Annotated in this window: 18 protein-coding genes; 7 read left to right on the forward strand and 11 right to left on the reverse strand. The window is 67.1% G+C overall.

Annotated features, from left to right (window positions below; genetic code table 11):
- Positions 1 to 153 precede the first annotated feature (153 nt).
- The 3 genes from HMPREF9710_RS00515 to HMPREF9710_RS27605 all read left to right on the forward strand — a co-directional run bounded on the left by HMPREF9710_RS00515 (position 154) and on the right by HMPREF9710_RS27605 (position 3,665).
- Positions 154 to 2,532 (forward strand): TonB-dependent receptor plug domain-containing protein, encoded by a 2,379-nt coding sequence (locus tag HMPREF9710_RS00515; RefSeq protein ID WP_040774830.1) that lies wholly within the window; start codon positions 154 to 156, stop codon positions 2,530 to 2,532.
- 120 nt (positions 2,533 to 2,652) lie between these two features.
- Complete coding sequence (locus tag HMPREF9710_RS00520; protein ID WP_005662850.1) at positions 2,653 to 3,432, forward strand: hypothetical protein; 780 nt, start codon at positions 2,653 to 2,655, stop codon at positions 3,430 to 3,432.
- A gap of 83 nt (positions 3,433 to 3,515) precedes the next feature.
- Complete coding sequence (locus HMPREF9710_RS27605) at positions 3,516 to 3,665, forward strand: hypothetical protein (RefSeq protein WP_005662852.1); 150 nt, start codon at positions 3,516 to 3,518, stop codon at positions 3,663 to 3,665.
- A gap of 42 nt (positions 3,666 to 3,707) precedes the next feature.
- Here the strand turns inward: HMPREF9710_RS27605 and HMPREF9710_RS00525 are convergent, their stop codons facing one another.
- The 5 genes from HMPREF9710_RS00525 to HMPREF9710_RS00545 all read right to left on the reverse strand — a co-directional run bounded on the left by HMPREF9710_RS00525 (position 3,708) and on the right by HMPREF9710_RS00545 (position 9,172).
- A complete protein-coding gene (locus HMPREF9710_RS00525; RefSeq protein ID WP_040775333.1) occupies positions 3,708 to 4,838 on the reverse strand; it encodes a branched-chain amino acid ABC transporter substrate-binding protein in 1,131 nt (376 codons plus the stop codon).
- Positions 4,839 to 4,898: 60 nt separating this feature from the next.
- Positions 4,899 to 6,239 (reverse strand): ATP-binding protein, encoded by a 1,341-nt coding sequence (locus HMPREF9710_RS00530; protein WP_005662854.1) that lies wholly within the window; start codon positions 6,237 to 6,239, stop codon positions 4,899 to 4,901.
- Positions 6,236 to 6,898, reverse strand: coding sequence for a response regulator (locus HMPREF9710_RS00535; protein WP_005662855.1), 663 nt, complete (start codon positions 6,896 to 6,898; stop codon positions 6,236 to 6,238). The genes HMPREF9710_RS00530 and HMPREF9710_RS00535 overlap by 4 nt, the downstream gene beginning before the upstream one ends.
- A gap of 42 nt (positions 6,899 to 6,940) precedes the next feature.
- Positions 6,941 to 8,476 carry a Do family serine endopeptidase gene (locus HMPREF9710_RS00540; protein ID WP_005662856.1) on the reverse strand — a complete coding sequence of 512 codons (1,536 nt, stop codon included), beginning with the start codon at positions 8,474 to 8,476 and terminating at the stop codon, positions 6,941 to 6,943.
- A gap of 225 nt (positions 8,477 to 8,701) precedes the next feature.
- Complete coding sequence (locus HMPREF9710_RS00545; protein ID WP_005662858.1) at positions 8,702 to 9,172, reverse strand: Hsp20 family protein; 471 nt, start codon at positions 9,170 to 9,172, stop codon at positions 8,702 to 8,704.
- A gap of 218 nt (positions 9,173 to 9,390) precedes the next feature.
- Here HMPREF9710_RS00545 and HMPREF9710_RS00550 point away from each other — a divergent pair, with 218 nt between their 5' ends.
- The 3 genes from HMPREF9710_RS00550 to HMPREF9710_RS00560 all read left to right on the forward strand — a co-directional run bounded on the left by HMPREF9710_RS00550 (position 9,391) and on the right by HMPREF9710_RS00560 (position 13,516).
- Entirely contained in the window at positions 9,391 to 11,304 is a 1,914-nt protein-coding gene (locus HMPREF9710_RS00550) for a M61 family metallopeptidase (protein WP_005662860.1), read from the forward strand.
- Between the two features lie 183 nt (positions 11,305 to 11,487).
- The gene (gene tyrS, locus HMPREF9710_RS00555) at positions 11,488 to 12,729 is read left to right on the forward strand and encodes a tyrosine--tRNA ligase (protein ID WP_005662862.1); all 1,242 of its coding nucleotides are present in this window, start codon (positions 11,488 to 11,490) and stop codon (positions 12,727 to 12,729) included.
- Positions 12,730 to 12,778: 49 nt separating this feature from the next.
- Positions 12,779 to 13,516: an AAA family ATPase gene (locus HMPREF9710_RS00560; protein WP_005662864.1), complete on the forward strand. Its 738-nt coding sequence runs from the start codon at positions 12,779 to 12,781 to the stop codon at positions 13,514 to 13,516.
- Between the two features lie 13 nt (positions 13,517 to 13,529).
- On the opposite strand, the gene HMPREF9710_RS00565 is transcribed toward HMPREF9710_RS00560, so the two are convergent.
- The 3 genes from HMPREF9710_RS00565 to HMPREF9710_RS00575 form a co-directional block, all read right to left on the reverse strand.
- On the reverse strand, positions 13,530 to 13,898 hold the full coding sequence (locus tag HMPREF9710_RS00565; protein WP_005662865.1) for a hypothetical protein: 369 nt from the start codon (positions 13,896 to 13,898) through the stop codon (positions 13,530 to 13,532).
- A 69-nt stretch (positions 13,899 to 13,967) separates the two neighbouring features.
- Positions 13,968 to 14,573, reverse strand: a complete 606-nt coding sequence (locus HMPREF9710_RS00570; RefSeq protein ID WP_005662867.1) for a flavodoxin family protein — start codon at positions 14,571 to 14,573, stop codon at positions 13,968 to 13,970.
- Positions 14,570 to 15,055: a DUF2938 domain-containing protein gene (locus HMPREF9710_RS00575; RefSeq protein WP_005662869.1), complete on the reverse strand. Its 486-nt coding sequence runs from the start codon at positions 15,053 to 15,055 to the stop codon at positions 14,570 to 14,572. The genes HMPREF9710_RS00570 and HMPREF9710_RS00575 overlap by 4 nt, the downstream gene beginning before the upstream one ends.
- Positions 15,056 to 15,138: 83 nt before the next feature.
- Here HMPREF9710_RS00575 and HMPREF9710_RS00580 point away from each other — a divergent pair, with 83 nt between their 5' ends.
- Complete coding sequence (locus HMPREF9710_RS00580) at positions 15,139 to 15,582, forward strand: helix-turn-helix domain-containing protein (protein WP_005662871.1); 444 nt, start codon at positions 15,139 to 15,141, stop codon at positions 15,580 to 15,582.
- Here HMPREF9710_RS00580 and HMPREF9710_RS00585 read toward each other — a convergent pair.
- From HMPREF9710_RS00585 to HMPREF9710_RS00595, 3 genes are all read right to left on the reverse strand, one after another.
- The gene (locus HMPREF9710_RS00585) at positions 15,571 to 17,205 is read right to left on the reverse strand and encodes a Y-family DNA polymerase (RefSeq protein ID WP_229409698.1); all 1,635 of its coding nucleotides are present in this window, start codon (positions 17,203 to 17,205) and stop codon (positions 15,571 to 15,573) included. The genes HMPREF9710_RS00580 and HMPREF9710_RS00585 overlap by 12 nt on opposite strands.
- A complete protein-coding gene (imuA, locus tag HMPREF9710_RS00590) occupies positions 17,135 to 17,842 on the reverse strand; it encodes a translesion DNA synthesis-associated protein ImuA (RefSeq protein ID WP_005662877.1) in 708 nt (235 codons plus the stop codon). The genes HMPREF9710_RS00585 and imuA overlap by 71 nt, the downstream gene beginning before the upstream one ends.
- 111 nt (positions 17,843 to 17,953) lie before the next feature.
- Positions 17,954 to 18,991, reverse strand: coding sequence for a DUF2955 domain-containing protein (locus tag HMPREF9710_RS00595; protein ID WP_005662878.1), 1,038 nt, complete (start codon positions 18,989 to 18,991; stop codon positions 17,954 to 17,956).
- Position 18,992 lies beyond the last annotated feature (1 nt).

The raw sequence follows: 18,992 nt of genomic DNA on the forward strand, positions 1-18,992 counted from the left end.
GCAGAATTGTCATGCTTTGTCATCACTTGGTCGAATAAGTTTTAGCTATAGCAGCACACCGTTGTGTTATTGCTACATTACGATGGTTACCGAAGAAACAATTGAGTAATATCCGAATTTCCTTCGGAGAAAATTGTGATTAAACTCAAAATAATGTCTGGTTCGGTGCTATTGGCCTTATATGGTAGCGCCGCCCTGCTTTCCCTCGTCCCCGCTACCGCCCACGCGCAGACCGCGCCAGGCGTCGCCAGCGGCGATGTGATCCCCAGCGTCAGCGTGGTCGGCTCGCGCCGCGTCGGCGCCGCATCGAGCACCGATACCCCGGTGGCGATCGACTTCATTCCGATGACCAAGGCCGCCGAGCAAAGCGGCCAGTTCGACCTGGCCCAGGTGCTGACCAATCTGTCGCCCTCGTTCAACTCGACCCGTCAAACGGGCGCCGACGGCGCCGACCTGATCGACTCGGCCGCCCTGCGTGGGCTGGGTTCGGACCAGACCCTGGTGCTGGTCAACGGCAAGCGCCGCCACACGGTGGCGCTTGTGAACCTGTTCGGCGCGCGCAACCGCGGCAATACCGGCACCGACATGAACGCGATCCCCGTGATGGCGATCCGCGAAGTGCAGGTGCTGCGCGATGGCGCCGCCGCCCAATACGGCTCGGACGCGATCGCCGGCGTGATCAACATCGACCTCAAACGCAGCCTGGGCTGCGAATCGGTGCTCGGCTACGGCCAGTACACCGCGGGCGACGGCGAGAACTGGCTGGCGTCGGCCTATTGCGGCGTGGCGGTGGCCGGCGGCGTGCTGGGCATCACCGGCGAATACTACGATCGCGGCCGCTCCAACCGCTCCGAACCGGGCAATCCGCGCATCATCGGCGACACCAAGTCCGAGAACCAGACTGTCTACCTGAACGGCGAATTCCCCACTGGCCCCGGCAAGCTGTATTTCACGGCCGGCGCGCAAAAACGCGACGCCTCCTCGGCCGCCTGGGCGCGCGAAGGCATCGGTTCCGAAGACATCCCGTCGCGTAACTCGGCGGCGATGTACCCGGACGGCTTCGTCCCCTTCATCGACGGCGACGTCGACGACCGCTGGGGCACCGTCGGCTACCGCTGGGCGGTCGGCGAATGGAATGCCGACGTCTCGCAAACCTATGGCTACAACCGCCTGAAGTACGACATCAACAATACCCTCAACGCCTCGATCGCCAACCTCGATTTGATCAACGGCGGCCAGGGCGTCAGCGCCAGCCGCTTCTACGCCGGCGGCTTCTCGTTCCAGCAGTCGACCACCAATCTCGACATCAGCCGCTTCTACGGCGACGTACTGAAGGGCATGAACGTGGCCTTCGGCCTCGAGCACCGCCGCGAGAACTACAAGATCTTCGCCGGCGAGGCCGGCTCGTGGATCGACGCCGACGGCGTGGGCATAGGGGGCAACGCCGGCAGCCAGGGCTTCCCGGGCTTCCAGCCGGGCGACGAGACCGACGCCGACCGCCATAGCAACGCCGCCTACCTCGACATCGAAACCGACGTGACCGACCGCTTCAAGGTGCAGACCGCGCTGCGCCACGAACGCTATTCGGACTTCGGCTCGACCACCACCGGCAAGCTGGCCGGCGCCTACCGCGTGGCGCCGAACGTGCTGCTGCGCGGCTCGGCCAGCACGGGCTTCCGTGCGCCGTCGCTGCAGCAGATGTACTTCTCGTCGACCTTCACCGACTTCGTCGGCGGCCAGCCGCTGGACGTGGTGCTGGCGCCGAACGGCGGCCCGGTCGCCAATGCCGCCGGCATCCCGCAGCTCAAGGACGAGGAATCGAAGAGCTACACGCTGGGCCTGACCTGGTCGCCGACCGGCGCCACCTCGGTGACGGCCGACCTGTACCGCATCGACATCGACGACCGCATCGTGCTGTCGGGCCGCTTCGACGCCGACAACTACCCGGCGCTGGGCGCCACCCTGCAGCAGCTCGGCGTGGGCCAGGCGCAGTTCTTCGTCAACTCGGTCGACACCAAGACGCAAGGCCTGGACCTGACCGTGTCCAACCGCCGCAAGGTGGGCATCGGCAACCTGACCACCTTCCTGGCCGTGAACTTCAGCAAGACCGAAGTGCAGCGCGTGAAGGCGCCGGCGGCGCTGGCAGGCTTCGAAGACGTGCTGCTGTCGGAACGCGAGCGCCTGTTCATCGAGGAAGGCGCGCCGCGCCGCAAGGCCACGCTGGGCCTCGACTGGACCCAAGGCCAGCTCGAAACCTCGCTGCGCGTGATCCACTTCGGTCCGCAGACCCTGGGCACCTTCTCGGGTCCGCCGGTGCCGAACCAGCACTATGAGGCGAAGACCTCGGCCGACCTGTCGTTCACCTGGGCCTTCACCGAGAAGACCCGCCTGACCGTGGGCGGCACCAATATCTTCGACGTCAAGCCGACCCGCCAGGATCCGAACGAGACCGACAACGGCTTCAAGTACGAGAGCGTGCAGTTCGGCCTGAACGGCGCATCGATGTTCGCGCGCCTGGCGCACAAGTTCTGATCGCCCCCTGATCGGACAGCAACGGCCCGCGATCATCGCGGGCCGTTTTCATTTGGAACGCCCCACCGCTCGGCCGGCGGGCGAGATATCATGCTTTTCTTTTGATGCTCTAAGAATGACATGCAAAAACTGATCGCCGAACTGATGCGGCTTTACCTTCCCGCCGACGCCCCACCGGCCGACGTGCTGACCCTGCACGTGCTCGGCCAGCAGAACGTGCCGATCAGCCTGACGAGCGGCGACGGCCAGACGCGCGCCATGATGATCCCTTTTCGCAAGACCAAGGGCCTCGAGGGCGACGCCCACTGGCTGCGGCTGTGCGAGGTCGCCAACACGCTGCAGGAAACGCTCGGCCTGCCCGCGCCGGCGGTGAGCATTTCGGGCGGCGACGCCTATTACCTGTGGCTGTCGCTGGCAGAGCCGGTGCCGGCCCACCAGGCCCAGACCTTCCTCGAACGCCTGCGCGACGCGTACTTCCCCGAAATCGAACTGGACACGGACGCGGTGCGCGCACCGATCGCGCTGCCGCCCTGCCTGCATCCGCGCACCGGCAAGTGGGCGGCGTTCATCCATCCGGGCATGGGCGCCTCGTTCGCCGACGAGCCGGGGCTGGACCTGGCGCCGCCGCCGCTGGGCCAGGCCGCCTTTCTCGAAGGGCTGGAAAGCATCGGCAAGGAACAGTTCGAGCAGGTCTTCCAGGCGCTCGAGGCGGCGCCGCAACCCATGCCCGCGCATGTGCCCGTGGTGGTTGCCGCGCCGGCTCCTTCGCTCGCGCCGCACACGCCGATGCCAGGCCTGCTGCTCAAGGATGCGACGCTGGAAGACATCGTGCGTCACCTGCATGCGATGAACATCGAACCGACGTTCCGCCACCTGATTCCACCGCCGCACCGCGACTGACGGCGCTTCCCAAGCGGGACGCCGCCCGATCGGCCGTCATGCGACACTGGCCATCCTGAATCCTGCATGTGAAGGAGAGCCTCATGACGACAGACCAGCAAAAGCCGGAACAGCCGCCGACCGTCCAGCCGGCCGATACCGATGGACTGAAGAACAAGAAACCCGAAGAGTTGACGCCGGAAGAACTGCGCCTGATGGCGGATACGATGCCCGGCGAGGGACCGGGAGACTGAAGCAAACAGGCCCGCAGTGCGACGCTGCGGGCCTGCTACTGTTTACTTCGTGACGGTCAGCAGCGAACGCTTGCCGCCCTTGAAGGTGTACAGCGTGATCGTGCCGTCGCGGATATCGCCGCGCTGGTCGAAGGCGATCGGGCCGGTCACGCCCTTGTACTGGATCTTCGCCAGCACCGGCAGATACTTGGCCGGCGCCGCCGAGCCGGCCTTCACCATCGCCTCGGCCATGGCCATCGTCGCGTCGTAGGCATACGGCGCATTGATCTGCACGTCGATGCCGAAGCGCTTCTTGTAGTCGGCGCGGAACTTGTCCATGCCGGCCTTGGCGTCGCCCTGCACGCCACCCGCTTCCGCGCACACTACCTGGCCATCCGCCATGGTGCCGCCCGACAGCTTGTAGATCTCGTCCGAGCAGATGCCGTCGCCGCCCATCATGCGCACGTTCATGCCCAGCTGTTTCATCTGGCGCAGCATCGGGCCGGCGGTCGCGTTCATGCCGCCGAAGAACACCAGGTCCGGCTTGGTGGCGCGGATGCGGGTGACGATGGCGCTGAAGTCGGTCGCCTTGTCGTTGGTGAATTCGCGCGCGACGACGCTGCCGCCGGCTTTTTGCAGGCTGCGCGAGAACTCGGTCGCCAGGCCCTGGCCGTAGGCGGTGCGGTCGTCCACCACCGCCACCCGCTTCGCCTTCATGGTGCCGGTGGCGTAGCGGCCCAGGGCCTGCCCCAGCTGCACGTCGTTGGCGATCACGCGGAAGGCCGTGTTGAAACCCTGCTGGGTGTATTTCGGGCTGGTGCTCGAGTGCGAGATCTGCGGGATGCCCGCAGTGTTGTAGATCTTGGAGGCCGGGATCGTGGTGCCCGAGGTCTGGTGACCGATCACGCCGTTCACCTTGGCGTCGACCAGCTTCTGGGCCACGCTGGTGGCTTGCTTCGGATCGGCCGCGTCGTCCTCGGCCACCAGCTGGAAGGTGACCTTCTTGCCGCCGATGGTCACGCCGCGCGCGTTGAGCGCCTCGATCGCCATGCGCGCGCCGTTCTCGGTGTCCTTGCCAAAATAGGCGACCGGGCCGGTCAATCCCGCCACGTGGGCGATCCGCACCACTTCCTGGCTCGAGGCCACGCCGGCCAGGGTCGACAGCACGGCTGCCATGATTATCTTCTTGTTCATCGATTCCTCATCCATTGCGATGCGGGCCAAGACCATGGTTGGCCCGCGGAACCGATCATTCTACCGCGAGGACGAACTGAACGTGACGACCGCCTTCAATCCACCCAGACGCGTCGATGCGTCCAGCATCAGCGTCGCCCCGTGGCGCTCGGCGATCGCCTTGATGATGGCCAGGCCCAGGCCGCTGCCGGCGGCATCGCTGCCGGCCACGCGGTAGAAGCGGTCGAACACGCGCTCGCGTTCCTCCGGCGGGATGCCCGGCCCGCTGTCCTCGACCTGCACCACGATCTTTTGCCCATCGTGCTGGACCGAGATGTCGACCGTGCCGTCGCCCGGCGTGTACTTGACCGCATTGTCCACCAGGTTGCGCAGCAGGATCTGCAGCGCGTCGGGCTGGCCAAGGACGGTGGCCGGATCGGCCTGCTGCACGCCCAGGTCGACGCCCTTGGCGGCGGCCACGCCGGCCAGGTCGGCCACGGTGCGGCGCGCCAGGTCGGCCAGGTCGACCGGGCGCGCGACCGCACCCTCGGCCGCCGTCGCCTCTTGCCGCGCCAGCACCAGCAGCTGCTCGACCAGGCGCGTGGCGCGGTCGATGCCGGCGGTCAGGCGCGCCACCGCGACGCGGCGCGCTTCCGGGTTGTCGGCGCGGTCCAGGCTCTGCGCCTGCAGGCGCAGAGCGGCCAGCGGCGTGCGCAGTTCGTGCGCGGCGTCGGCCACGAAATGCTGTTGGGCCTCGAAGGCGGTCTTGACGCGGCCGAACAGCAGGTTCAGCTCCTGCACCAGCGGGCGCACCTCGTCGGGCAAGCCGTTGTCGGACACCGGCGACAGGTCGTCGGCCTGGCGCGCGGCCACCTGCGAGCGCACCCGCGCCACCGGCTGCAGCGAGCCGCTCACGACCCACCACACCACCAGCATCAGGATCGGCATCATCACCGCGATCGGGCCCAGGGTGCGCAGGGCCAGATTGCCGGCCATGTTGCGACGCACGGCCAGGTCTTGCGCGACCTGCACGGTCTGGTTCGAGGTCTGGATCGAGAACACGCGGTAGGTGGTGCCGTTGGCGCGCACATTCGAAAAGCCCAGCACCGCGCGCTGCGGCAGGCGCGCGCGAGAGACGCTGTGGAACATCTGCACGCCGTCGGGAGACCACATCTGCACCACCATGTCGTCGTTGCCGCTGGCGCTGCTCTCGGCTTCCATGCGCGCGCGCGCCTCGTCGTTCGACAGCGGCGTGCCGGAGCGCAGCGACAACGCCATCTGCTGCATGTGGTAGTCGAAGATCTGGTCGGCGTCGTGCAGCGCGGTGCGGTAGGCGATCGTCGCCTGCGCCACCGCCGCCAGGGTAATCGCCGCGAGCAGGAACCAGAGCAGGCGCCCGCGCAGCGAGTGCGTCATTTTCATGCCTTGGGCACCATGTAGCCGACGCCGCGCACGTTCTGGATCAGGTCACTGCCCAGTTTCTTGCGCAGGCCGTGGATATACACTTCGACCGCGTTGCTGGAGACTTCGTCGCGCCAGCTGTACAACTTCTCTTCCAGCTGCGCGCGCGACAGCACCGCGCCGGGCCGGGCCACCAGCGCCTCGAGCACCGCCCATTCGCGCGCCGACAGCGACACCTGCGTGCCATCGACCAGCACTTCTCGGGTGGCCGGATTGATGCTGATGTTGCGGTATTCGAAGATCGGCTCGGCGCGGCCGGCGGCGCGGCGCAGCAGCGCGCGGATGCGCGCCAGCAGCTCGTCGAGGTCGTAGGGCTTGAGGACGTAATCGTCGGCGCCGGCGTCGAGGCCGGCGATGCGCTGCTGGACCGAGTCGCGCGCGGTGGCGACCAGCACCGGGGTGCGGTCCTTGCGCGTGCGCATCGAGCGCAGCACTTCGAGGCCGTCCTTGCGCGGCAGCCCCAGGTCGAGCAGCACCAGGTCGTAGTTCTGGTTCTGCAGCAGGGCCGTGTCGGCCATCTCGCCGTCCTTGACCCAGTCGACGGCGTAGTGCTCGGCCCTGAGCAGGTCGAGCACCACTTCGCCGATCATCGTATCGTCTTCCACCAGCAGTAGCCGCATGTGTTTCCCTAATATGAAGCCCGTGCGGGTCGAGGACGCTTTTTAGCCGATCCGCACCGGAATGAAGATTTTGTCACCACCGCGCTGGATCAGCAAGGCCACCGACTTGCTGGCCTTGGACACCATGTCGCGCACCTGCTCGACCGAATTGACCTGACGGCCGTTGACCGAGATGAGCACGTCGCCCGGCTCGATGCCGGCCATCATGGCGGCGCCGGAGGCGTCCTCGATCACCAGGCCCGACGGGATGCCGCTCTGGCGGCGCTCGACCGGGGCCAACGGCCGCAGGGTCAGGCCCAGCTTGGCGCTGTTGTCGGCCACCTCGGCCAGTTCCTGTTCACGACGCGGCTTGTCGGCGGCATTGCCCAGGGTCGCATCGATACGCACCAGTTTACCTTCGCGCCAGACATCGAGCGCCACCTTGTCGCCTGGCTTGGCCAGGGTCAGCATGGCCGGCAGCTCGATCGACGAGACGATGTTCTTGCCGTTGGCACGGCGGATCACGTCGCCCGACTTCAGGCCAGCGCGTTCGGCCGGGCCGCCGCGTTCGACGCTGAAGACCAGGGCGCCTTCGACCGTCTCGAGCTTGAACGAGTCTGCGAAGGCCTGGCTGACCTCCTGCACGCCCACGCCCAGCTTGGCATGTTGCACCTTGCCGGTGGCGACGATCTGGTCCTTGATGCGCACCGCGAGGTCGATCGGGATCGAGAACGACAGGCCCTGGTAGCCGCCGGTCATGCTGTAGATCTGCGAGTTGATGCCGACGACTTCGCCGCGGGTATTGAACAGCGGGCCGCCCGAGTTGCCGGGGTTGACGGCGACGTCGGTCTGGATGAACGGCACGTTGGAATCGCCCTGGATCGAACGGCCGGTGGCGCTGACCACGCCGGCGGTGACGGTGCTTTCCAGGCCGAACGGCGAACCGATGGCCAGCACCCATTCGCCCACCAGCAGCGACTGCGATTTGCCGATCGGCGCCACGGGCAGGCCCTTGGCGTCGATTTTCAGCACGGCCACGTCGGTGCGCGGGTCGGAGCCCAGGACCTTGGCGCGGAATTCGCGGCGGTCCTGCAGCTTGACGGTCACTTCGTCGGCGCCTTGCACGACGTGGGCGTTGGTGAGGATGACGCCGTCCGGGCTTACGATGAAGCCCGATCCGGCGCCGAAAACGGGAGTCCCACGATCGCCGCCGCGTTCACCGCGTGGATCCTGGAACTGTCGGAAAAATTCATAGAACGGATGGCTCGGGTCGAGGTTCGGCAAGCCGCCGCGGTTGGCGGTCTTGGTGCCGCCGACGACGCGGATGTTGACCACCGCCTTGCCCTGCTGGGCGGCGATGCGGGTAAAGTCTGGCAGGGCCACGGTCGACGCTGGAGCGCCCGCGGCGGCGGCCGGCGCAGGTGATGGGGCCGGCGCGGCAGCTGCAACGGCAGGCGCGCTTTCGGCCGCGGCACTGGCGACGGCATTATTGTGATTGACAGCGATGGCACCGACCGCGCCACCGATGACGCCCGCGGCACCCAGGGCCAGCATGAGGCGTTTGGCAGTGATGGCAGTAACGGCACTTGGGTTCGACATGGTGTGTGCTCCTGGTGAAAATGTGTTGAATCGATGTTGAGCATCGATGGACGTATCTTCGCGCAACCGCCTTAGATCATGCTTAAGTTGACAAGGCGTGGGGCTTAGGCGCGCCTTAAGGATCAGCGAACGCGGGCGGCCCGGACGTACGAAGGGCGCCCCGACTGCGAGCGCCCTTCTTTCAAACGACTACCGGGCCGTTACCGTTGCTGGCATTGCCAAGCCTTAGGCGGCTTCGCGCTGTTCCAGGGTCTTGACGTTGTCGCCGCTGATGACGCCGGCGGCGTCGCCGATGGCGATCTTGCGCGGCTTCAGGGCTTCCGGCACTTCGCGCACCAGTTCGATGGTGAGCATGCCGTTGTCGAACGACGCGGTGGTGACCTTCACGTGGTTGGCCAGCTGGAAGCGCTGCTCGAAATCGCGCGCGGCGATACCGCGGTGCAGGAAGGTGCGCTGGACGTCATCCTTCTGCTTGCGGCCGGTGACGTGCAGGCTGTCACGCTCGGTGACGATCTCGATCTCGTCGCGGCTGAAGCCGGCGAGCGCCATCACGATACGGTATTGGTCTTCGCTCACCAGTTCGATGTTGTACGGCGGGTAGCTCGGCTGCGCTTCGGCGCGTTGCTCGAGCAGGCTGGCCAGGCGATCGAAACCGATGGCGGAACGGTACAGGGGAGTCAGGTCGAAAGTACGCATGATGTCATATCCTTTTGAAAGTTAAGCGATAAGGGACGGAACCTCTGTTGAGCATTCCGTTGAGACCAATCTAATGTCACGCCAAACGATTTTCAAGTCATACGAAATACGGATTTTTAAGCATTTTTGCAAATTTTATTTGCATGATGTATCAACGGAAATTTGTGTTGGAATGCGGTGCTACACTCGCCGGTTCCCCTCAGCTTTCCCGCTCCACGATGACTGCCTTCCCCTTCCTCGCCCGCGCCGCCCGTCAGGCAGGCGCCCTCGCTTTCGCGCTCGCGCTTGCCCTGCCCGCTTCCGCCCAGGTCCCTGCCGTCGGCAACGCCCCGTATCCGGGCACGATCGCGCTGCACGTCGACGCCAGCAACCTGTCGCAGCAGATCTTCAGCATGCGGCTGTCGATGCCGGCGCAAGCGGGTCCGATGACCCTGCTCTATCCCCAGTGGGCGCCGGGCAACCACGGCCCCAATATTCCGCTGACCCAGCTGGCCGGCCTGAAGTTCAGCGCGGGCGGCAAGCCGCTCGAGTGGACGCGCGACCCGGTGCAGGTCCACGCCTTTCATGTGACGGTGCCGGAAGGCGCCACCGAACTGGTGGCCGAATACCAGTTCCTGTCGCCGCTGGACACCAGCCAGGGCCGCATCACGATGACCGACGACATCCTCGGCGTGCAGTGGCAATCGGTGGCGCTGTACCCGGCCGGCTACCACGCGCGCCGCATCACGGTGCAGCCGACGCTCACCCTGCCCGCCGGCTGGCAGTTCGCCAGCTCGCTGGCGGTGGAAAGCCGCACCGGCGACGAGGTGCGCTTCAAGCCGCACGACCTCGACACCCTGGTCGATTCGCCGCTGTTCGCCGGCCGCTATTTCAAGCGCATCGACCTGGCGCCGGGCGCCAGGAATCCGGTGATGCTGAACGTGGTGGCCGACAATCCCGAGAACCTGGAAGCGAAGCCCGAGCAGGTCGCGCTGCACCGCGCGATGGTCGGCCAGGCCATCAAGCTGTTCGGCTCGCGCCACTACAAGCAGTACGACTTCCTGTTCGCGATCTCGGACGAATTCGGCGGCATCGGCCGCGAGCACCAGCAGTCGAGCGAGAACGGCGTGCGGCTCGGCTACTTCACCGACTGGGGCCGCAACGAAGCCGGCCGCGAACTGCTGCCGCATGAATTCGTGCACTCGTGGAACGGCAAGTTCCGCCGTCCCGCGGGCCAGGACGTGGCCAACTTCAACACCCCGCTGCAGAACGAGCTGCTGTGGGTGTACGAGGGCCAGACCCAGTTCTGGGGCAAGGTGCTGGCGGCGCGTTCCGGCCTGGTGTCGCAGAACCATGCGCGCGAAGCGCTGGCGATCGACGCGGCGCGCTACGACAACACGCAGGGCCGCGACTGGCGCGCAGTGCAGGACACGGTCAACGATCCGATCATCAACGGGCGCAAGCCGATCGGCTGGGGCAACTGGCAGCGCAGCGAGGACTACTACACCGAGGGCATGCTGATCTGGCTCGACGTCGACACCAGGATCCGCGAACTCTCGGGCGACAAGCGCAGCCTGGAAGACTTCGCGCGCGCCTTCTTCGGCGTCGAGGACGGCAGCATCGAGACGATGTACTACACCTTCGACGACGTGGTGGCCGCATTGACCAAGGTGCAGAAGTTCGACTGGGCGCCGTTCCTGCGCGCGCGCCTGGACGGCCATGGTCCGGGCGCGCCGCTCGACGGCCTGGCCCGCGCCGGCTGGAAGCTGGTGTACGGCGACACCCCGAGCAATGCCGTGCGCGCTGTCGAAGAACGCAGCCGCAGCGCCGACTTCACCTATTCGCTCGGCTTCTCGGTGCGCAGCAATGGCGACGTCACCGGCGTGGTGTGGGACGGCGTGGGCTTCCGCGCCGGCCTGGCGGCCAACACCACCATCGTGGCCGTCAACAACCGCGTGTACAAGGGCGACGTGCTGAAGGCGGCGGTGCGCGCCAACAAGGACGGCAAGGCGCCGATCGCGCTCCTGGTACGCAAGGGAGACAACCTGCGCACCATCACGCTCGACTATCGCGACGGCCTGCGCTATCCGAAGCTGGAGCGCATTCCAGGCACGAAGGATCGCCTGGACGCCTTGTTCAAGGCCGTCAAATAATCTTGACCTGTCTTTGCCGCTGCGGCTAAGATGGACTCATGACTTTCATCGTGACCTCCCCTGCCAGCTATTACGCCTACCGCACCTCGCGGCGGTAGGGGCTGTCACGCAACCCGGTCCGCCTCAGGCGGACCACGCATGGGCAATCGGTCATCCTGGGGCGTTCCACCACCAGGAAACCACATGACCCACACTTCCGACCTGCCTGATTTGCTGCAGCTGCTGCAAGAACGCGGCTTCATCCACCAGTGCACCGACGCGACCGGACTGCGCCACGCCCTGGCCAGGCCGCTCACCGCCTACCTCGGCTTCGACGCCACCGCCGACAGCCTGCACGTCGGCCACCTGCAGGGCCTGATGCTGATGCGCTGGCTGCAGCGCGCCGGCCATCGTCCGATGCTGCTGATCGGCGGCGCCACCACCCGCATCGGCGACCCGAGCTTTCGCGACACCTCGCGCCCGGTGCTGGACGGCGCCGCCATCGACGCCAATAGCGCCGGCATCAAGGGCGCCTTCACGCGCTACCTGGGTTCGGATGTCAGCGTGGTCGACAACGCCGAGTGGCTGGACGGCCTGGGCTACCTCGACTTTCTCGGACAGGTCGGACGCCACTTCAGCGTCAACCGCATGCTGACCTTCGACGCGATCCGCTCGCGCCTCGAACACTCGCTGTCCTTCCTCGAATTCGGCTACACCCTGCTGCAGGCCTACGATTTCGTCGAACTGGCGCGCCGCCACGGTTGCACGCTGCAGATCGGCGGCGCCGACCAGTGGGCCAATATCATCAACGGCATCGATCTCGGGCGACGCCAGTCCGGGCTCGACCTGTACGGCCTGACGATGCCGCTGCTGGCCACCAGCGATGGCAAGAAGATGGGCAAGTCGCTTGATGGCGCGGTGTGGCTGAACGCCGATCGCCTGTCGCCCTACGGCTTCTGGCAATTCTGGCGCAATGTCGACGATCGCGACGTCGGACGCTTCCTGGCGCTGTTCACCGAGCTGCCGATGCACGAGGTGCGCCGACTCGGCGCACTGCAGGAGGCGGAGCTGAACGAGGCCAAGATCGTGCTGGCCAACGAGGCGACGCGGCTGGCGCACGGGCAGGATGCGCTCGATGGAGCGCAGCGCGCGGCGGCAGCGGCCTTCGGCGGCGCGGATCGGGGCGATATGCCGACGCATGCGATCGCCGCGGCGCGCCGCGGCGCGGGCGTGACGCTGGCGGAACTGGCGGTGGAAGCGGGACTGGCGGCATCGCGCGGCGCAGCGCGCCGCCTCGCTGCTGGCGGGGGCCTGCGGCTGGACGACGTGGCGATGATGGATGCCGATGTGCCGCTGGCGAGCGATCGCGCCGAATGGGTGTTGTCCGCGGGCCGCAAGCAGCACGTGCGCATCGTGGTCGCCGCCGCGGAACAGGAAATCCGCTAGGTGCGCACGCTGTGGCACACTGGCGGCACGCATTCTTCTGTCATCGCTCATGAACAAGTTCGCCGCCAAACCCTACCTGCAGCGCGTCTGGCCCGATTTCGGCGACGACGTCGATTTCGACGCCTTCCCGTTCAACATCCCGGCCGTGCGCGACCTGCAGGCGATCGAGTTCCATGCCGACGTGACGTTCTTCGTCGGCGAGAACGGCAGTGGCAAGTCGACGATCCTGGAAGCGATCGCACTGGCGCTGGGCTTCGGGGTCGAAGGCGGCACCATGGCCGTCCAGCTGCTCAATACCCAAGGAGAGAGGTCGCCGCTGGCCAGGCATGTGCGCATGTCGCGCAGCGTGCGCCGCCCCAGGGACAGCTATTTCATGCGCGCAGAAAGTTTTTATAACGTCGCCACCTATATGGACCAGCAGATCGGTTCAGCCAGTTATGGCGGCAACCTGCATGCACGCTCGCACGGCGAGGCCTTCATGAGCGTCCTGCTCGACAAATTCAAGGGCAACGGCCTGTACCTGCTGGACGAACCCGAGGCGGCGCTGTCGCCCAATCGCCAGCTGGCCGCCCTGCGCGCGATCCACCAGCTGGTGCAGCAGCAGTCGCAGTTCATCATCGTGACCCACTCGCCGATCCTGCTGGCCTATCCGGGCGCGAAGATCCTCGCCTTCGACGCATCCGGCATCACCGAGATGGCGTACGAGGACACCGAGCACTATGCGGTGACGCGCGACTTCCTGAACCACTATCCGCGCCGGATCGATCAGTTGCTGGCGCCGGAGTGAGTTCAGGCCGGGATCACTTCCATTCGCCGCGCTGGTTCACCAGCGTCTTCCTGCCTTCGGTGACCACCAGGCGGCCGTCTGCGAAGACGGTATAGCTCACGCGGCCGGGCTTGAACACATAGCCCTGGAAGGCGCCGGGCGTGACGCCGTCGGCAGCAAGCGAGTGCATGGTCTTGCCGCGCAGGGTGATCGCCTTGCCCGACTTCTTGCTGGTGCCGACGTAGCGCACGTCGTCACAGGTGACGTTGCCCTCTTCGCACTGCTGCGTGATCCTGACGGTGAAGCCCGGCGTTTCCAGGGTCTGCTCCGCCTGGGCGTGGGCATGGGTCGACGCGGCCAGCGTCAGGGCAGCGATGGCTGCCAGGTTCGTGAGTCGCTTCATGGTTCCTCCGGTCGGCTTCGATGGGCGGATTATGCCTTACCAGGACGGCGCGACCGTTCGCCAGGTCTCTCATGGCTCGACGCGGCCCAGCCTGTGCAAGGTGGCGGCCACGTGCCGGCCGAACATGCGGGCGGTCTTGATATCGCCCGGAGGGAAGTCATGCGCCGGTGCGCCGTGTCCGGCCTGGGCCATCATGCCCGTCCACGATCCGAGCCGGTTCGCCGCTTCTGCCTCCGGCACGCCGGCATGTTGCTCGGGCAGGATGGGGTTGCCGGCCCAGAGCATCCCGTGCTGCATGCAGAAAGTGAGCATCGACAGCAGCGTGGACTGCTTGTCGCCGGCCGGCAGCGAAGACACGGTGAAGCCGGCCGCCAGCCGGCCTGCAAGGCGGCGCGAACGCCACAGTCCTCCGGTCGCATCCATGAACAGCTTGAACGGGCCGGAAACGCCGCCCAGATAGGTGGGCGAGCCGAAGATATAGCCGTCGTACTCGACCAGCATGGCGCTCTCGCGCGCCACGTCGCTGGCTTGCAGGAGCACGGCGCTGGTGCCGGGGACGGACTCGGCGCCGGCGGCCACATGGCTGGCGATGTGCGCGGTGTGGCCATGTCCGCTGTGGTAGACCACGGCGAGCGTGCGGGCCGCTGGGGCGGACGACGGCGCTTGCGGCATCATCGCGCCACCCCGGCCACGAGCCTGGCGCACAGGTAGAGGGCGAAGCCGAACAGGATGTGGTTGACGACACTGCGCAGGCAGTTGCGCAGCGGCGTCGGCGTCCTGGAGGCGGCGATGCCGGCGCCCATGGCCGGCTGCATCACGAACAAGGGCGCCACCACCGTGACGAAGCCGAAGGCCAGCGCCGGCGCCAGCTTGGGGTCGTGCAGCCAGTCGATGCCGGCCAGCGCCACCAGGGCGGCGGCGAAGCCGATGCCGATCGCGTAGTGCGCGATCCAGCCGAAGGCCGTTTCATGGCGCACCGGATGCGCCTTGCCGATCGCCGCATGCCGTACGCGGCCGCGCAGCAGATGGCCGATCCAGCGTCCCAGCAGCGCCATGCCGAGCGTCGGCGTGCCGAGCCGGCGCAGCAGCGCCAGCCAGGCGTCGAGCAGCGCGGTGGCGCCGCAGCCGATGAGCACGATCGCGATGATCTCGTTCATGTTGATTCTCCTTCGTGGTTGACGGGGCAAGCGATGCGTCTCACTATAGAAGTTGAAGTCAACTTCAAGTCAAGAGGGATTGCGTGGATATTGCTGAGGTCGCGAAACGAACGGGCGTGCCGGCATCGACGCTGCGTTACTACGACAAGCGGGGCCTGATCGTTTCAAATGGACGGCAGGGATTGCGGCGCACGTTCACGCCCGAGGTGCTCGACCGGCTGGCGCTGATCGCGCTGGGACAGGCTGCGGGTTTGTCGCTGGACGAGATACAGGCGATGTTCGGGGCAGGCGCCCAGCCGGAGATCGACCGGCGCATGCTGGCGGCAAAGGCCGACGAGATCGACGCGCTGGTGCTGCGATTGACGGCGATGAGCAAGGGCTTGCGGCATGCGGCGGCTTGCCCGGCGCCGAGGCATATGGAATGCCCGACGTTCAAGCGGCTGCTGGCGGCGGCGGGATCGGGCGCCCTGGAGCGGCGGCATCGACTCGCGACATCGCTCCCGCGAAAGCTTTCATCACCCGAATAATCCATGCAGGAACCAGCGCGGCGCGGCATCCTCGCCGGTGCCGTTGATGCGCTCGCGATAGATCCAGTACAGCGCGTGGTCTTGCCCCTCGGCGATGAAGTAGTCGCGCGTTTGCGTCTGGCTCCACCATCCGGCCTCGATGCGTTCGGGATTGGACGCCACCCGCAGCGGCGAACCGTAGAACGGCCGGTGGTCGCGCATCAGCAGCGCGATCGGCTTGGCCAGCAGCCAGGTCGGGCGTGGCAGGCTGCGCACATCGGGCGGCATCTGCGCCGCGCGCGCGGCGGCGCTCACCTTCTGCTGCACCGGCACCCAGGCATTGGCGACTTCGGGCCGGTAATCGGCCATCGGCAGCGCCTGCAAGACATTGTCTGCCCCCAGGCGCGCCACCAGCAGCTCGATCATGCGCATCCGGTCTTCCTCGCTGCCGCCGGGATCGGGGAACAGCGAATCGGTCGGCGGCGCCATCGCCTGCAATTGCTGCGCCTCCAGGCCGATGCCGATCACGGGCGCCTCGAGTTCGAGCTTGGCCAGGCGCTCGCGCAGCAGGCGCAGCAGGTGCTCGTCGCGCCAGGTGGGTTCGGCCAGCGCCACCTCGACCAGGGTCGGTGGACGCGCCATGCGGCCGCGCTCGTGATCGAGCGACAGCCGGATGCGCTCGACCGCCAGCTGGCGCGCGCACAGCCAGCCCGTCATCTGCAGCACCAGGCGATGGGCGCCGGCCAGCAGCAGTTCGGCCTGTTCGAGCCGGTCGAACAATTCGAGCCGCGCATGGAAACGCTCGGGCGGCGCGACCCACTGGAACAACTCGGCGTGCATGCCATAGGCGGCGTCGAGCATGTCGAGCAAGGCCCGCCCGCAGCGCCGCTGCAGGCCGGGCCGCGGCAGGCGCCGCAGCTCGTCCAGGCGGCGGCAGCCGATGCCCTCGAACCAGCCGGCGAACGGCCGCGCCGGCGGCAGCAAGCCCACCGGCAGGCGGTCGAGGCGCCGCACCAGCGAGTCCATGGTGAGGGCGCGCCCCGCATTACGGCGCGCCAGCAGCCAGGCCCCGCGCGCGGTGGGCGCGCAGGCGATGCAGGCCGTGAAGCCGAGCGCCGCCATATTGGCGCGCACCCGCTCGCACAGGCGCCGGATGCCGCCGAACAGGCGCAAACTGGCGCCGATATCGAGCAGCAGCGTCGCTTCTTCGGCCAGCGCCACCTGCGGCGTGTACTGCAGCATGGTCATGGCCACCGCCTCCATGGCCTCGGCCTCGCGCTCGTGGCTGCGCAGTTCGATGCGCGCCTCGGGCATCAGCATCAGCACGCCGCCGCGGCGCATGCCGATCTGCACGCCGGCAGCGCGCGCCGCCGGCGACAGCGCCATCACCCGCTCCTGCTCGAGGATGACGCTGCCATGGTCGCGGCCCGGACCGCCATGGCCATCAGCGCCAGGCGCGCTGCCATCCGATCCGCCAGCCGGGCCAACAGCCGGGCCAACCGCCGGATCAACAACCGAGCCAACTACCAGCCCCCCAATCGGGCCACCGACAACGCCGCCGGCCTCGCTCGCCTCACTGAACCAGCGTGGGCTGAAGACCTCGAGCGGTAGCTGGGGCAAATACAGGCCGATCCAGAGGCGCATGGCGTTGCAGTAGTGAAGATCCAAGAGGAAGGAACAGCGGCGCCTCGCGCTGCGGTCCCCGGCGTTTGACGAAGTCGATATTCATGCCGCCGGCCGCCGGCCGCAACGCAAGACGCAAAGGCGCGGGAGATGCATCTTGCGCCGCGGCCAGCGGGCGGAGCATGAAAAACAGCGTTTCGCCACCTTGCGCCGCCAGGTGCAGGCGGCGCAGATTGTCGTTACGCATATGGTTGGCCCAGAACAGCAAGGCGCCGCAACTGCCGCTACGCAACACCTGCTCGGCCGCCCAGAGTGCATCCGCGGTGCGCGTCGTGCGCAGCCACAGCAACTGGGATGGCTCCAGGCCGAGCGCGGCAAGCGCCAGGGCCTGGGGTGGATGGGGCGGTTGCAGCAGCACGATGCGGCGTTCGGCGCAGGCGGCCAGGGCCGGCCGCAGCAGGCGCATCTCGCCGATGCCGGGCTGCTGCAGGTGCAGGTCGACCAGGGTGCCGCCGGGCCAGCCGCCGCCGGGAAGCTGGCTCGAGAGCGTCGCGTGGCCGGTGTCGATGCAGCGCGTGTCGGCATGCGCCAGCTGCGACGCGCGCCACAGCGATGGGTGCACTGCCTCGGGTGCGGCAAGGATGGCTGAATGGGTCATGTCAGGCTTATCAGACAAATACTGTATAAACGTACAGTACTCGCTGAAGTCGCGTTTTGCAAGACCTATTCGTTTTGGCTATACCAATTGGGTCACTGGTATTGACTAAAATTAAACGTCCTGTTGCTTATTCACTCGCCCGAGCCGCAGCGCCCTCGCTGTGCGCCACCATTCCAGCGCCCACACGACGGCCCAGGCATACAGCGCGAGCGCGATGAACAAGCTCACCCGCACGAGCGAGGCGTGGCCGACGTCCTTCCCCACCACGCTGTCCTCGATGGCCGGGCCCAGCAAGATCAGCATGGTCACCAGGGCATTGCTCCAGAACGAGGGCGGCAGCGCCGAGGCCTTCAGGCCGAAGATCCGGGCCCCGCTCCACAGCGCCGCGGCGGCCATCCACAGCACCAGCATCCACAGGGTCGGCAACACCGCCAGGCCGAACCAGGCCAGGGTCGCCATGCCCGCGCCCGCCAGGGTCGAACCGACCAGTATCCGCCCCGCCGAACGGGCGCCGGTGGAGCCGGCCTGCTGGCCCAGCAGCACCGACTTGATGATGGCCGACAGATAGAAGGCCGGGTTGACCAGGGCCAGCACCAGCACCGGCATCACCACCAGCGTGGCCTGCACGGCGCGCCATCTGGCCGTGTGCGCGGCAACGGCGGGGGGCGCCGGCCTGGCGGCGGGGTCCGCTCCATCCGGGAACAAGGCATGCGACAGGCTGCCGACCAGCACGCCGACAAACAGCCCCAGCGCGATGGCGGTGCTGATCGCCGGCACCAGGGCCTGGTCGACCACCCCGGCCACCGGAATCAGGGTGAAAGCAATCGCCACGATATTCGCCAGCGGGCTGCCGCTTTGCAGGCCGATGAAGAATACCGTGTACAGCAGCAGCGCCGTCAACACCAGCGCGACGCTGGCGTAATGCTCCAGCAGCGGCACCATCAGCACGCCGGCCGCCAGCACCGCGGCGACCAGCAGGGCCACCACCATCCCCTTGAGCAAGGGCATCGGCGGCCCCGGCTTGCTCAACATCAGCACGGTCATGACGCACAGCACGAACGGCGACGACAGCGCCAGGCCATAGGCGAGCAGCACGGCCAGCGCCAGGCCGATCGCCAGCCGCAAGACCGCCTTGTCAGCGCGCTCCATC

It is taken from the genome of Massilia timonae CCUG 45783 (assembly GCF_000315425.1).
GTDB lineage: Bacteria > Pseudomonadota > Gammaproteobacteria > Burkholderiales > Burkholderiaceae_D > Telluria > Telluria timonae.